This window comes from Shewanella nanhaiensis, from assembly GCF_019457885.1.
In the GTDB taxonomy this organism is placed as follows: domain Bacteria; phylum Pseudomonadota; class Gammaproteobacteria; order Enterobacterales; family Shewanellaceae; genus Shewanella; species Shewanella nanhaiensis.
In genome coordinates this window covers 137297-152312 of the sequence record NZ_JAHZST010000010.1, presented here as the reverse complement: position 1 = coordinate 152312, position 15016 = coordinate 137297, and the positions used below count along the sequence as shown (strand labels likewise).

The 15016-nt window shown below is 42.5% G+C and carries 11 protein-coding genes; 4 read left to right on the top strand and 7 right to left on the bottom strand.

What is annotated here, in order from left to right; translation table 11 throughout:
* Nucleotides 1-230: 230 nt before the first annotated feature.
* Nucleotides 231-2441, top strand: a complete 2211-nt coding sequence (locus tag K0625_RS14685) for a S8 family peptidase (RefSeq protein ID WP_220110377.1) — start codon at nucleotides 231-233, stop codon at nucleotides 2439-2441.
* A gap of 198 nt (nucleotides 2442-2639) precedes the next feature.
* Complete coding sequence (locus K0625_RS14680) at nucleotides 2640-3116, top strand: hypothetical protein (RefSeq protein WP_220110376.1); 477 nt, start codon at nucleotides 2640-2642, stop codon at nucleotides 3114-3116.
* A gap of 73 nt (nucleotides 3117-3189) precedes the next feature.
* On the opposite strand, the gene K0625_RS14675 is transcribed toward K0625_RS14680, so the two are convergent.
* From K0625_RS14675 to K0625_RS14665, 3 genes are all read right to left on the bottom strand, one after another.
* A complete protein-coding gene (locus K0625_RS14675; protein ID WP_220110375.1) occupies nucleotides 3190-5277 on the bottom strand; it encodes a tetratricopeptide repeat protein in 2088 nt (695 codons plus the stop codon).
* A 147-nt stretch (nucleotides 5278-5424) separates the two neighbouring features.
* Nucleotides 5425-5976: a hypothetical protein gene (locus tag K0625_RS14670; protein ID WP_220110374.1), complete on the bottom strand. Its 552-nt coding sequence runs from the start codon at nucleotides 5974-5976 to the stop codon at nucleotides 5425-5427.
* Nucleotides 5977-6179: 203 nt separating this feature from the next.
* Entirely contained in the window at nucleotides 6180-8492 is a 2313-nt protein-coding gene (locus tag K0625_RS14665) for a TonB-dependent receptor (protein ID WP_220110373.1), read from the bottom strand.
* Nucleotides 8493-8976: 484 nt separating this feature from the next.
* Between K0625_RS14665 and K0625_RS14660 the strand changes: the two genes are divergently transcribed.
* Nucleotides 8977-9540, top strand: coding sequence for a hypothetical protein (locus tag K0625_RS14660; RefSeq protein WP_220110372.1), 564 nt, complete (start codon nucleotides 8977-8979; stop codon nucleotides 9538-9540).
* Between the two features lie 166 nt (nucleotides 9541-9706).
* Here the strand turns inward: K0625_RS14660 and K0625_RS14655 are convergent, their stop codons facing one another.
* Complete coding sequence (locus K0625_RS14655) at nucleotides 9707-11425, bottom strand: IucA/IucC family protein (protein WP_220110371.1); 1719 nt, start codon at nucleotides 11423-11425, stop codon at nucleotides 9707-9709.
* 168 nt (nucleotides 11426-11593) lie between these two features.
* Between K0625_RS14655 and K0625_RS14650 the strand changes: the two genes are divergently transcribed.
* The gene (locus K0625_RS14650) at nucleotides 11594-12760 is read left to right on the top strand and encodes an MFS transporter (protein WP_220110370.1); all 1167 of its coding nucleotides are present in this window, start codon (nucleotides 11594-11596) and stop codon (nucleotides 12758-12760) included.
* 85 nt (nucleotides 12761-12845) lie between these two features.
* Here K0625_RS14650 and K0625_RS14645 read toward each other — a convergent pair whose 3' ends face one another.
* The 3 genes from K0625_RS14645 to K0625_RS14635 all read right to left on the bottom strand — a co-directional run bounded on the left by K0625_RS14645 (nucleotide 12846) and on the right by K0625_RS14635 (nucleotide 14947).
* Nucleotides 12846-13283 carry an acyltransferase gene (locus K0625_RS14645; protein WP_220110369.1) on the bottom strand — a complete coding sequence of 146 codons (438 nt, stop codon included), beginning with the start codon at nucleotides 13281-13283 and terminating at the stop codon, nucleotides 12846-12848.
* A 106-nt stretch (nucleotides 13284-13389) separates the two neighbouring features.
* Entirely contained in the window at nucleotides 13390-14055 is a 666-nt protein-coding gene (locus K0625_RS14640) for a hypothetical protein (protein ID WP_220110368.1), read from the bottom strand.
* The gene (locus K0625_RS14635; RefSeq protein ID WP_220110367.1) at nucleotides 14033-14947 is read right to left on the bottom strand and encodes a gluzincin family metallopeptidase; all 915 of its coding nucleotides are present in this window, start codon (nucleotides 14945-14947) and stop codon (nucleotides 14033-14035) included. The genes K0625_RS14640 and K0625_RS14635 overlap by 23 nt, the downstream gene beginning before the upstream one ends.
* Nucleotides 14948-15016: the final 69 nt, after the last annotated feature.

Below are 15016 nucleotides of genomic sequence, written 5' to 3'. Positions count from 1 at the left end.
TCGCTTGCTGGAGGTGATTCAAGAATGAAAAGTACCTATTAGTTTTGTTTTTGTAAGCTGTTGATTAATATTGTTTATATTTTTATCTCTCCCGAAATTGTCTGACGATTTCCTATTTTGCCCATGAAGTTAGCGGTAAAAAAAATCTAAGTTTGCTATCTCTTTTGTGGCCAAGGGCAATCCTGAGTTTGCCTTTGGTCTTCATCAAACTACAAAAGGAATGACAGACGATGAAACTTAAATCTTATTATCTTTTGGCTTCAACTTTAGCCATGGTCGCAAGTAACCCAACTATCGCAGATGAAAGCATCGCAGATGAAAGCAGAGGAGCGGTATCATCTAACTTCAAAGTGAGTGAGGAGCAGAGGCCTGAGGCTGAGCTTAAGATGTTTAAACTCTCCCTTGATGATAATTGGAAGGGACAAAGTTCTGCACACCGAGGAATGTTATCAGGCAAAGCGTTATCACAAGAGGAGGTAATGGAACTGCTTCAGCGTGAAGGGCGCATACACCCATCAAAAATGACTGTCGCATTAGATGATGGGGAGGCTAGAGAAATTGGGCGTTTCCAGTCAGAGCTGACGGCGGATGGAGTGATGCTGTCAGAGATAAACCAGCAACTTCAGCGGGCAAAATACCAATGGGAAACCTGTTTGGAGACAGAGCTTGCTGAGGGGGCTTTTACCTTCTGTATTAGCTCTCCTTTAATTCCTAACCGTTATCTAATTCAGTTAGATAGGCGTGTTGATACCAAAGAGTTGGCCAGTGTTGCCAGTGAATTAACTCGCAGTGTCAACGGCAGGTTAGATTATCTCTATGACTCTGTATTTCATGGGTTTTCAGGCGTGATAGATAAGGAGGGGGTAGCCCGTTTAGAAAATGAGCCTATGGTGATCGATATTCAGCGTGATGATCTCGTGCATCTTCATACGATCCAAAACCCGGTACCTTCTTGGGGAATGGATCGCATCGATGAGAGGCCACTTAACCTAGATAGCCGATTTACCTATCAGGAAAACGGTGCTGGTGTGGATGTTTATGTGATTGATTCTGGTCTTCGTGCTTCCCATCTAGATTTTTCAGGTCGAGTAGGCGCTGGAGCGAGTTTTGTCGGTGGCAGCCCCAATACAGATTGCATCGGTCATGGTACCCATGTGGCGGGTACCACGTTAGGAACGCGTCATGGTTTAGCTAAGGGAGCAACGGTTCACCCTGTTCGTGTATTTGGTTGCAGTAATAGTACATCCACCGCCGCTATTGTTGCTGGTGTGAACTGGGTGACGGCGAATGCTGGTGGAACCGGTGTCGCGAATATGAGCTTAGGGGGAGGAGTGAGTACGGCCATAGACAGCGCGGTTCAAACTTCAATTAACTCAGGGGTCACTTACGTGGTTTCAGCGGGAAACAGTAATGCTAACGCTTGTAGTTTCTCTCCGGCCAGAGTGAATGATGCGATAACCGTAGGCTCTACCACAGATCAAGATAAGCGCTCATCTTTTTCCAATAAAGGGAGCTGTGTGGATATTTTTGCACCAGGCTCTGATATCACCTCTGCCTGGATAGGCTCGAATACGGCCACCAATACCATCAGCGGCACCTCAATGTCCGCGCCCCATGTCACAGGTATTGCGGCGCTTCTTTTAGCTCAAAATCCAGCTGCAACACCTGCAGATATCATGTCACAGGTGGTAGGCGATGCTACACCTGGAGTGCTTTCAAGCATAGGTAGTGGTTCGCCAAACCTAATGGCATTTTGGAAACAACCCTGTACCGATCCTGTGATTGCCCATGACGGCAGTGTTATTACCCCTTGGTTTGATAGCCAGAACTGTTATGTGACTCCCGTTCCAAGTGGACATAATGCTTTTATCTGGTCAGGTAAATATTATGTGGAGCCAAGCTTTACCGATTGTCCTCTGGGCAGTTACGACGGCGCAAATTGTTACGTGATGACTAAACCTTCAACAGGCTTTATCTACGCCAATAATTTTTATCACCAATATGATGCTTGTTCAGTCGGCAGTGACGATTCTGCAAACTGCTATATAGCTTCAGCTGCAGGCGGAACAACGGCTTTCGAGTGGGGCGGCAATTTTTATACCACACCACTGCCAGGTAATGTGTGCCCAATTGGTAGTTTTGATGGTGCTAACTGTTATGTGATGACTAAGCCAGCGACAGGTTTTATCTACGCCAATAACTTCTACTCTGAATATAATGCCTGCTCTATTGGCAGTGATGATTCAGCTAACTGCTATATCGCATCAGCGCCCGCGGGTACAACAGCCTTTATCTATGCTGGTAACTTCTATACCACGCCAACGGGAGTACCATCTTGTCCTGCAAGCAGTGTCTATGATGGTGCTAACTGCTTTATCGCGACAGCGCCAAATGGTTCAACCCCCTTTATCTGGGGAGGAAACTTCTATTACGCAGACTAGTTAATTTGAGGTCTAGCGTTAGGCTGAGAGCGCGTTAAGTGTTCTCAGCTTTTTCATAAAGTTTTGTTTTACAAGTTTAAAGTATTACCTTTAGATAACTTCGCCCTGTTTTTACCCTCTGTTTTGATTACTTTTTAATGTTGAAAGGATTAGTTTGGGATCAAAATCAACACCGACTTATATCAAGGGAATGGAAATATGAAAAAGTGTGTTATGGCACTGCTAGTTGCCACAAATATGATGTTACCTGCCACGGCATTTGCCCACGAAGAGCCTATTGAGGGCCAGTGGTGCCAAAATGGAAAAGTTGTAATACTGGGAGAGTTTAAATTAACGCCTCTGCATCTGGCACGTTTTGGGCGTTTTGCTGAGGATGAATGCCCAGATTTTGGTGGCGGGGTAGGCACTAAAAGTTGTGGTCAGTTTGATGATGAGTATGGATTAACAAGAGCAGCCACCGGTCATCTGTGTAACTCCATCGCTTATCAGTTAAGAGATGACAGCCGTGAAGGAGATGGAGGAACGGTTAGGCCTATCTTTTATGGGCCTGAAAGCTTAAAAAATAGTGATAAGAATCATCATGAGGTGTATTCAATTGTGCAGGGGGTACAATTTGCCTGTGGTCTTTGTGATATGGAGATCGAAAGACGAGAGCGTAAATTACTGGCTAAGTAGTTTTCGTTCAATTTCAAAGAGTAACAGGGTAGAGTAACGTTAGCCCTGCTTTTAGAGCAGGGCGTTTTTATTACTATAACAGGGCTTTAGTGTGCAGATGTTGGTTAAGTGCAGTGAGCTTTAAGTTGATGGTGTTCTCCTGCTCTGTATCTAGCTTACACTCTGCAATGACATAGTGAGCTGTTCTCAGCACCTCTCTCCACCTAGGTTTCTTAGGTAGCTGTTGCACCGAAAGGTAGCGGTCAAGAGAGCGTGTTCTTAATCTGCCGTCATCTATTGATACACGCCAGATCCCACTTTTTTCAGCCAATTCGATACGTGTTGATTGTGTCGTGGTCTCCCAAAACTCAACGCAGTAGAACATCAGATCAACAAGTTTATGCTGAAAATCTTGTTCGGTAAGCAGTGAGTTTATCGGCTTTTGTGCCGTTGACTCACCATGTTTAACCATATTGATCACGGCAATGGGTTCGCCTCGTGAGATATTGGTTAGCCAGATATCTAATATTTGCTCTGGATCTTGTGAGTTGAGCCTGACATCAGTCACTAGGGCATTTTCCAGCTCTGAATCACTGTCCCACTGTTCCCAGAAGTTTAATGCCGTACGAGGAAAGATGTTTTCTAGGCGTTGCCCCACAAGTTGGGCTTCATCTTGTTTAAGCAGTTCGCAGCCACTTTGATTGATATAGACTATCTCTTCGCTATTGCCCACTACTAAAAGGGCTTGTGGAAGTTGACCAAATGCTGCTTTTAATGCTGAATGAGATACCCCCAGCTGCTTTACTCTCCTTCTGTGCCAATTAATTTGTGACTCGAGCTTTTTCTGCTCTGCTATTCTATGCTGTTTCTGTCGATAATAGAGGGCGTACATGGCAGCGGCCATGATGATTATTAACAGTATTAAAACCAGCAGCTGGGTATTTCTACTTTGAATGAGTAGATCACTTATCTTATTCTTTTTATCCAGTAGCTCTATGGCTTGCTGTTGGCGTTCATACTCAAACTGTACTCGAGTGTTAGCTAATGACTCGTCAAATTTAAGCTGAAAACCTTTAAGTTGATGCTCTTTTAACTTGGTTTCAAAAATAAAAGCTTGCTCCCAACGGAGAAATTTAACAGCGTTATCAATTAATGCCTGATAAAAGCGTGTTGTGATCCGGCTATCTCTGTTTTCTAACGAAAGCGCTAAACCAGTTTTTAATATTGACTCAGCTTGTTGATAAAGTCCTTGTTGAATGAAGAGTTGTCCTAAGTTGAGTTGCAGTGGAAGTGTTAAAGCATTATTTCCAAGCTTTGATTCTATTTTTTGTGCTAGATCTAGATGCTCTTCGGCCTCAACTAATTGCTGCTGCAGAAGGTTTAGTTCTGCCATATTAATATGTAACCTGAGTTGAGCGACCTCCTGTTTTATTTCAATAAAGAAATTGAGTGATTGTTTAAAGCCTTGGGATGCCTGCTTATATTTGCCTTGTTTCATCTGTACAACGGCAATGTTTTCTAAACTGTGGGCTTCACTGGCTTTATTTCCCTCATTGATATAGATGCTTAACGCTTGTGAGTAATAGCGCTCAGCCTGTGGCCAGTCCTCCATTTTAAGGTAAACTGAGCCTAAGTTATTTAAAGTGATAGCTATGCTTCTTTGAGAGGCAAGCTGCTGTTTCAAAAGTAGACTTTGATGAAAAGCTGAAATTGCCTCCTTATGATTTGCCATGGCCATATTGGCGGTTCCGATATCACTCAGTGCTTTCGCCTCTAATAGAGTTTGCTTATCAGTTTTTGCCAGTTGATAAGCTTGCTCAAATATCAATAGAGCTTGAGGATATAATCCTTGTCGATATTTTAATATGCCTCGGTGTCGCAGGTATTTAAACTGTTTATCAAGAGGGAAATTCGTTAAGTTAAGGCTTGATATCGCCATATCGGTTTGATTTGCGAGAGAGTATGAACCTTGAGAGGTATACAGAATAAGTAGTTGTAACTGTAGGTCTAAATAATCAGAGTGATTTTTTTTCAGAGGGGCAAGACTATTTTCACATGCGGCTATCTGCTCAACTTTATCCCCCTTAGATTTAAAACAAGTATCAAGATCGCTTGCTAAGATATTGGTATGTCCAAAAAAGAGCAGCAACAATAACCAACGAACTTTTTGTTTATCTAACATCTTCCACCACGGTTTACATTTACTTATGTAACTAAACCTATCATGGAAAGTAGAATTATCTCAATTTAACATTAAATTTGTATTTTTATATTAGTAAAGAATAACTATATGGATAAATAGGCCCTTAAGGACCTATTTATTATAGGGTTATTTTCTCTCTTGCTCTTCACTTTGACGCCAATACTCTTGCATGGCTTCTAACTTCTCATAGGGAACAACTTCAATGCCTGTTTCTGGATTAGTGGGCTCAAATCTAGCGACCTCTTTATGCTCCATTAGTGGTGGAATGGTGTAGCATTTATCCAGCTTGAACTTAACCCCTTGGCTGGTGTAGTAGTAACCAGGCCCCACCATATTGGTCAAGGTGTAAGGGGCGTAATGAATAACCCTTACTTGACCTGATCCAGGTACACTGTAACCACCAAATCCGCCGCCACCGCCTGCAAATGTATTGGCGTAATTGTAGGTTGAGTGGTAGGTGGTGTAGACCTCTGTATCCGCTACGCCACCTGGAATGCTGCCGGTAAAGTTAGCCATGATTTGAGCTTGGTTCCACGTGACATCGGCAATTTGAACAATTGTTCCTCTGTGACACCAAGGCACCGCTTGAGCGATACTGCTGATCCCTAAGCAGGCTAGAACGGCTAATGTTGTGGCGGCTTTAATATATTTTGGTGATTTTTTAGTTTTTATATTCATGGTGCTAATCTCTTCGTTAGTTGATTCATTATTTGAAAACGTTGAACACAGAACAACTATGTAATTCTTAAAGAGTTAAGACCAGAAATTGGCAGGGCAAAGGTGGGGAGGAGTTAACTTCTCCCGACTTTTACCCAGAGTGTGGTGAATTTTGGGGCAGCACAGAGATAGTGCTGAGATAGTACAGAAATAAGTATGTGGGATTAGAATTTAACCTTAACCCCCCCGATATAGGTTCTTGGGGCGCCGGGTCCTACGAATCTAGCATCGTCAAATCCAGGATAGATATTATCCAGTACTTCATCGGATTCACCATAGGCACCGAAGGTTTCATACTCGGTATCAAACAGGTTATCGATGCGAGCATAAAGGGAGATATTTTCATTGATCTGATATATCGCTTTGAGATCTACTAAGGTAAAACCTGATATCATCTCATTTTCATTGGCTTCATCGCCCCGATAATACTGACCGCTTTGGTATTTTATATCACTGCCTAGGGTTAGGTCACCGATATACCACTCAAGACCTGCTTTAGCATTATGTTTAGGTAGACCAGGTATCGCATCACCTGAGCTTACCTGTCTATCTCCGCCTTGTGGGTTATTGGGACTGAACGAGATATAATCAGACTGGAAGGTGGCATCGAGGTAGCTGTAAGAGAAAGCTAACTGCCAATCTTGCCACTGCTGTTTATAGAAAACCTCTCCTCCTTGGCGTTGAGTATTACCTACATTATCGAAGAAGCCTTCAGATGGTAGACCCGATGCCTGCTGGAAAATGATGTCATCCTGATTTCGGGCATGGAACAGGGTTAGTCCCAATGAAAGGCCATCACTGCTGTACTCTGCACCTATCTCAAATGTATCTGTGATCACCTGCTCTAGTGGTGGATCGGATACGAAACCATTGGGGAGTTTGCAGGGAGCCTCAGGATCGGCGCAGCTTAGCTCTACCGGAGTCGGTGCTCTGCCGGAGCGACCGTAGGAAGCAAACAGTGCTGTTTCGGCACTTGATGCCCAGTGAATGCCGACGGAGGGACTGAAATTACTGAAATCATGATCGCCATCTAAGGTTTTGCCGTCATCGCCAGGGGCTAAATCAGTCATATGAACATTGGTTGCGTCATACCTGAGTGCCGAATTTAGCGTTAAATCCTCCCGTAACTTTAAACTGGCAGCCATAAAGGCATAATAGTGACGGCGCTCACTGTCGAGTCTGACGACAGAGTCAGCATCAAACAAGCCGATGGCCTTGGTTGCGCGGGGAGAGCTAGCCGTATCATTGAGTAGCTCTGCAAACTCTGTATCTGACTGAAAATCTATATCTGCATAATCGATACCCGCTCCCAAGAGCCACTGCACATTCATCTGGCTTAGTTGTGAATCAATGGTCCACTGAGCCGCGGCTCCCATCGCTTTTTGATCAGTCTTTGAGGTGTTATTAAGGCCGTCGAGTTCGTCTGCATCTAAGCCTAGCTCCTCTAAACTTCCTAAGTATGCAGTGCCGTCTTGGTTGAGAAACTTAACTGGTTCATCATCCTCATCGCAAAGGGTCTCCTCGCCTGAATCAAGACACTCCTCAAAGTCACTGTCATCACCGTTGAGTGAATCGGTTTGGCCGTTACGGTAGTAAAGGTTCAGATCGACGGCCATATTATCCTTGAGTTTGAAATTACCCGATAACGCTGCAAAGCTGTGATCTGTCTCTGTCTTATCTGGGTGAGTGTATACCGCACCTCTGCCCTCTATGGCCATTAAGTCATAGGGGACAGCGCCATTGCCGATAAGATCACTTTGGCTGAAAGCGGTAAGCAGATCCCAGCGAGACTTGTCGGTGGCCTTCCAACTGAGCCGCCCAAGAAACTGTGTCACCTCGGTGGGGGAGAACTGACGCCAACCGTCTTCTTGATAGCGGCTAATGGTTGCGTAGTAACCCAGTTCGCCATTATTACCACCAGTCTCAAGGGTTTGCTGATCCATGCCATGGCTTCCGCCTCTTAGCTCTACAGAGGTGCCTTGGAAAGTAAAACCATCTTTGAGATCCAGTACCAAGGCACCGCCTAAGGTATTTTGCCCAAAAAGCGGGTTTGAACCTGAGTAGAGGCTGACTTGGTTAAGTGCGGATAATGGAATTAACTCCCAATTGATTGTGTCACCAAAAGGCTCGTTAAAACGTACGCCATTGACGTAGACAGACATGCCTTGGGGTAAACCGAGCAGAGGGGATAGGGTAAAGCCACGATACTGCAGATCCATCTGGAAAGGGTTGTTCTGCACATCATTAACACTGACCCCCGCAAACTTGTCCCTAAGGAAGTGGCCTATGTTGGTATCCAGACTTCGCTCGATCTGTTCCATATCCGCATGTTGCTGAGCACCGGGGTAAGTTTGTAGCTCATGATCAATGGCTTGACCAAGGACTGTGATCACTTCTGGTGAATGTGTATCATCGGCTTCTGCATCCGTTGCAGTGAATAGCAATGGAAGGCTGAGAGTATAAATCAGGCCGTTCACTCCACTTATTATTCCAAATGATTGTTTTATCAAATGTTCCTCTTTTTTATTTTGAGCTTCTTTAGCTAGCCTATAACAGAGGCTAATACTCCTTCTATTGATGCTTATATGGATTTAACTCCTACTTTAGGAGGAAGGCGTTTTGATTAATTACTGCCTCATCGAAGAGGTTACGGCACACTGTTTAAAGGCGTTATAAAAACTACAATTAAAATAAGGTGCTATATGGCAGCGCTCAATGCTATAGAGATAGTTTTTAAGCTGTGATATGTAACTAAACTAGGCGTGAAGCGCTCTGTCCAAGCTAAAACGTCACACTGGTTTGTTAACAGAACCGCTATTCCCTTTATTTTTCTGTGTGATTGTTGTTCACAAATGTTTCAGGATGTGTCAGAATATTGACGCTGATTTATCATATTATCTGACTTAATTATCTATAAAATGAAATTACCTCGGAATAATGAACTGTAAATAGGGGAAATAAATGAAAAAACTAAATACGCTAGCAACACTTTTTACTGCTGGTTTGGCATTGTTTGTTGCAACATCTGCACAGGCAACTTGGATCCCGAATCATCAAGTAGTCGTTGATGCTCACATATCTGGAGATGAACTTACAGAAGAGAATAATGGCAGAATAAAGGTCGTTGAATATAATAAGACTAAGATCAATTTCAATACCTCATTCGACATTAATTCACATATTTTTACCGCGCCAGCAACGGGCCTATATAATGTTGATGCTCGTTATGCTCAACTTAAGTGTGGCAGTAAATACTTAATGCGTATTGGTATTTCAATTCCAAATGCGACGGCTCCAGGAAATAACAGTTCACTAGGCCCAGTCGCTTTTGTTGAAAGTGATACTGGTTGTGCGATTCCTGGTATTGCATCGGTTAATGGTGTGATGCACCTAGAGGAGGGGGATACCCTGTTTATCCAAGCGCGGTATCAGAGAGCTATCTATGATATTTCACGCTGGAACTACAAGAATGAATATCAAAACCGCTTAGTCATTACCTATCTTGGTGTGCCAACTTTATTCTAATTTACTCTTAGATTTAATCATTTAACTGCAACTGTAGTGATGTAGTCGTTTGAAAATTAAAAACCATCAACCCCTCAACAGGCTTGATGGTTTTTTTGTTTCAGCTCTCTAGGCTAATCTTGACTCTTTAAACGTGGCTGACATTAAATGCTAAAGAGTAGGGAAGTTACTGCATTAATGGGTTTTTGATAGGCTTTCCTATGTCTGGTAGAGGTCGCTCGTCACTGTCACCATAACCAATTTTAAAGCGAACGCGATTGATGCAAACTTTATCGATATCGGGCGTAAGCAGATTAAATTGCGTGAATCTATCTGATAGATGAGGGTGCTGCGCTTGATAAGTGTTAATGACCTGTTTTAGTAATCGATAAAACTTTATTTCACTTAGTCCCAAAGTGGCAATTTTAGGCGAAATAAATCGTAATACTGTGACGAAATGGCCAGTCAATAGATCATGAATCAAGTAGTTTGCAGGGAGCCGAGTTAGTGTGCCTCTTATCTCTGATGCGAGAGAGTCCAGCTCTGAAAAGTCTTGATCAACAATTCTCAGATCGCCGTGAAAGTCTTTGATAATACAACCGACAGGTTGGTGATCTTCTAGTACAAGAGTAATGTTTTGACCATGCGCCACAAGTCCAACTCCGTATTGGCACATTAGATGGTAGACAGGTATTACAACATGGAAAAACAACTTTTCTAACCAAGGTTCGATATCAATAGCCGATTTTTTTATCAAAGCGCCAATGAGCGGAGCTCCATGTAAATCCGTTTGCATTAGGGCTGCCATAGTGATGGGGCGCTGGTTAGCATTTAATATGTGTTCAGCACGCTCTCGCCAAATACAACCTAGCATCTCTTGATATCGATAAGGACCTTGCTCGATCTGAGATTGATAAGGATGCGGGCAGTAGAAACCAGCAATTTCTTGCTGAACATGCAAGCCGCAAGTTCTTAACGTCGAGTCCTCATTTGCTAGTTGTTTTAGCCAAGCTGATAACTTTGGTCCTTGAACGATAAACTTACCGGGGATCCCTCGGTAGCAAGATGTATTTAAGATACTGAGTGCTGTTTTTGCATCAAACCTTACGTCTTGCGATGCAGAGCTTAATGTTCGAATTGACTGCTGTGCATACCAAGCAGGTCCTAGCTCCCCAAGGTCTATAATGGTTTTGTTTGCAAACAGACTTGCATATTGTCCGGTTAAAAAACGTTGATACTGCCATGGATGAACCGCGACTAACCAATACTTATCGGAGTCTTCTCCTAATTTGCTGGTCAGAGAACGCACCCCTGATCCCCCTAAAACATTGTTGAGGATCTGAAGGTAATTAATCTCTTCACTGATCCCTGAACTGCAGTATGATCTGTCTATGGCTAGCCAATGAAGCTGAAAGGGAGTTCCTGACTCAGGTGAGTAGCTTTTTAGCGATGCTTCCCCCCAACCTAATCGGCCTTTGTTTGCGATAGCTTTAGGGTGTGCATCAATATAACGTTGGCGCTCTGTTTCATCCATAGAGACCAGATCCGAAGCAGTCACTCCTTGTAGTTTAGTTAGCCTAACTGTGTCGCTATAAAGCGTTTGCTGAATCTCTTCCAAAAGGTTTGCAAGATTTATATCAGAGATTTTTAACATCTCTCGTGTATCCAACAATAGCTGGCACGCTTGTGGTGCAAGATTGTCGGAGCAAGTAATGGAGTAGGGCTCAATCTCAAGCATTCCCCAAATCGTCACTTTGGCTTTAAATTCCCAGTTTCTGTGTGGGGTTTTTAACTGCCAGTAATCCCCTTTATCTGTAGGGTGAAGTCGCTCCTCGTAGTGAAGCTCTGAAATAATTTTTGCGCATAGAGAAGTGTTTATCTTTTGCCAATCTTCACTGTTTATCATGTAAAGCCCGCTATCCGATCAATTAAGTTAAAAAAAGTAACAAAAACAACAGTAGGTGATTTTTGTTTCATAAAAATAAACTAATTTAGCAATACTGTTGACACGATGTTACATTAATAGTAATCATAATGGCAATGATAATCATTCTCTTTTGGGGTGCGGTCCACCATGAAGTATGCCTTGTTCTTGGCATTGATATCTCTGGGTATTAACCAAACGCTGGTCGTTGCAGCTATTCCGACCTTAATGACATGGAGTGAGCAGACGCCAAATTCACCATCTTTAGGTGTATTAGTTCTTGCGGTTAATTTGAATCTAGTGAGCTATTGGTTTGGGGCGAGTCGTTGGGGAAGTGTTGCAAAAAAGTTGGGCGTTACTCGTACATTACACATAGCAGCTTTAGGTTTTATTAGCGCTAACTTGTTATTTGTTGCCACTTTTTACAGTGAGAGCCCACATGTCTGGCAAATAGGTGTTTGTCGAATGTTGGTCGGTGCATTTAGCTGTGCATTTCTTCCTATGGCACAAATGCTTTTGGCTGCAAAAAATGATGCGACATCTGCAGCATTATCTCGCTTAAGCAGTGCCTTAACTTTGGGGCGATTAATTGGCCCGAGTCTTTTATTCCTTCCAGTTTCCTTTGAATATTTACTGCTGCTCCCAGTGGTGATGATCCTACCGGTATTATTCAGCCGTTTTGACATTGAGTTTGTTCAAACTCCCTTAGGCACTGAACAAGAGTTAGTGACTATTAGAGATCGTCAATATTTCATTTATGCCTCTGCCATCATGACTACGGCAATCGTAGCAGTGTTTCAATTCTATGCGTTGGAGTTCTTAAACTTAAAGGGCTATCGTGGAGAGCAAGGTTCAGATATGTATGCCTCTTTAATGCTGGTGACAAGCGTTCTTCTTATTCTATATCAGGTGCGTATTATTCCACTTTTAAGTCAACGACGACCTGAACTATTTCTCCCGATATTACTGTTTGCATTGATGTTCGGCAGTACCACACTATTAGTGTTTGGCGAGTTTTGGTGGGGGTTAGGGCTATCATTATTTGGGCTTATATTTGCGATATCAGGTTTACCTGCCTGGTACACGGCTCGTTTATTGGCAAGTGAAGAGAACACAATAAAACAAGCCAAACTCAGTGGATACTTAACGCGAGCCCATACCACTGGACATATCATCGGGACAGGCGGAGCCTCCCTATTTTTACATCAAGAGTGGACGCTCTCTTTTCTAATAGCGACTTTTTCCATCGCACTTCTTTTTTGTGCAAGCCGTCTACACTTGCTAACGAACGAGCCTGCGCAAATTAAATCCTATTAGGTTTTAGCGTTATTTTGTGCCCTTATATCAATTGGCCTTAGTACTAAATAGAGTAGGGGACCGATGGAGACAAAAATCAATTTTTTTAGGCATACTGGCGAGTTATCACTAAGCATATTGCGATGATTGAACTGTTTATTGCTGCTCGAATCAACCAGTGATGTTCACGGTATGAAATATCAAATCTCTTTGTTGCCAAAACGATAAAGCCCATTAAGGAAAACCAGGGGGTAAAGAAGAAGGTTAACTTCCACTTTACTAGAGTTATCGCCAAATCGTGCAATGCGCCACTGACTGCAAAAGTCATGATAATTGCTAGCCAGATAGGAAGTCGTTGGCTTAATGGCTTCATTACCCTACGAGAAAGGTAATAACCCCAAATTGGGTTCCAATATTGCCAAAATAGATAAAACGAACTTGCACCTAGCGAACGTTTGAGCATATTTGTCATTGAACCCGATGCGCCAAGAGCGACACCATTACGCTTTTTTACGTACTCTGATAGTGTAATCGTTTTATGCATGTTGACCTTGTACCTCTGACGCCATTTATAATAGCGTATAGATGCTTGTTAAAATGAGAAACGGGTGGAACTGAGTAGCTGCTACGAGTTCGACTTGAAAGCCTTATTATGTTGCATTAATGCTAGGGTAACCTATTTCTAGAATATCCTTCTCTAATTCCTTTAGTGATACTTCAGAATTTATTGATTTAACCAACCTATCTGTTAAAGGTAAATGACGATACACCTTTTCAATTACTGCAATGTCTAAATCTACTTCATAGTACTCTTGTGCGAAAACTCTATAAGTATCAGGATCTCCATCAAAAATTTCTAGAAGGTATTCTGAACCATCAGGATCTTCGCCAACAGCGAATTCGAAATCACCTATTCTCCAAGAGTTTACTGAGTGCAGTTTCCAGATGCAAAATGAAATATTTTCCATAGAAAAAGCAGGCTCTTTAGAGGCGGCTAAGAATTCAGGTGGTAACCCTTTTAACAAGTTTGGCCAAGGCTGCTGTTTGCCAGTATTCCAAGAAGACATTGCAGATTCATGATCAAAACCTTTAACAAAGCAGCCAGCTTGATTGAATAGTACAGAGAAGTCATCACCGCAACCATTTCTCATTGAGCCCATTTGCTCATTTTCATCCCATTTAGAGTTAAAAGAATAATACCGCTCGTCCCATTCAGGGGACATAATCGCATCTAGCATAGCCAGTGATTGGAGTAGCTTTTTTAACTCCGATATTTCTGGCATTGAGTTAAGGTTATTTGTTGATATAGCATCCACTGCTAGAGACTCCTTTTGTCGTCGGTTGCAGCGCTTTGTTAAGCCTACCATCTGGCTGCCAGTTTCCTTCACCAAGAAATGAACCAACTATTTGTGTAAGAGATAAGCCAAGATATTTCTGGGCAGCTAATTCACCTGCATCTTCGTAATTTGCGTTATTACTGAATTTTGCAAAAGCAGTAAAATCCTGACAAATATTTCGGGTAAGAATATGAGCTAAGTTATAGCTAAGTTCCTGACCTTCATCAGTTGCCATGAAGCTTTCTCCCGACCAGAAACTCTGAATAGTTTCTTCATTCCAGTAACTTTGGTGGCGTTCAACCATCTCCTTATTTAGAAAAAGACGGTGACCAGCTAGAACATCTTCCATCAGAACAGCCATCCCCTCATTTAGCCATAATGGGATAGGAAGATGTACTAAGCACGCATGGGTGAGTTCATGTACTGCAATTGGCTCGGCATAATCTATATCTTGAGATGGAAATACAAAATGACCATAACCCTCATTTATGTACATTCCCGAGCTAAGGCCGAATTCACCCTCTTCGGGAAAGAACATACCGACATATTCGTAATATTGATCAATATCTTGAAAGATTAAAGCTACGTGCTTTCCAAGTCCTTCGTCGGAAGCAATCCCTTTAAGAGTGTTTAAGATTCGTTCTAATGTTCTTTCTAGTAAGCCAGAAAAGACGTGAATGTAACGATCACTTTCATTCGACATTATCGAGAAATTTGGTGACTCTTCAATTCGATATTCTTTACCAAACTCATTGGCTACTGACTCTAACCACTTTTTACACTCTATAGACCATTCAGAATTTAAGTCGTCATGACTTAAACTATCGCCGATCCTAATTGCTATTTCATTCCAATCTGGCTTAATACTCATTGTTCTCCCTGTTCATTGGGTATAACGTCCTAAATAACTTACTGAACCAGCTTGATTTAGCTTTATATG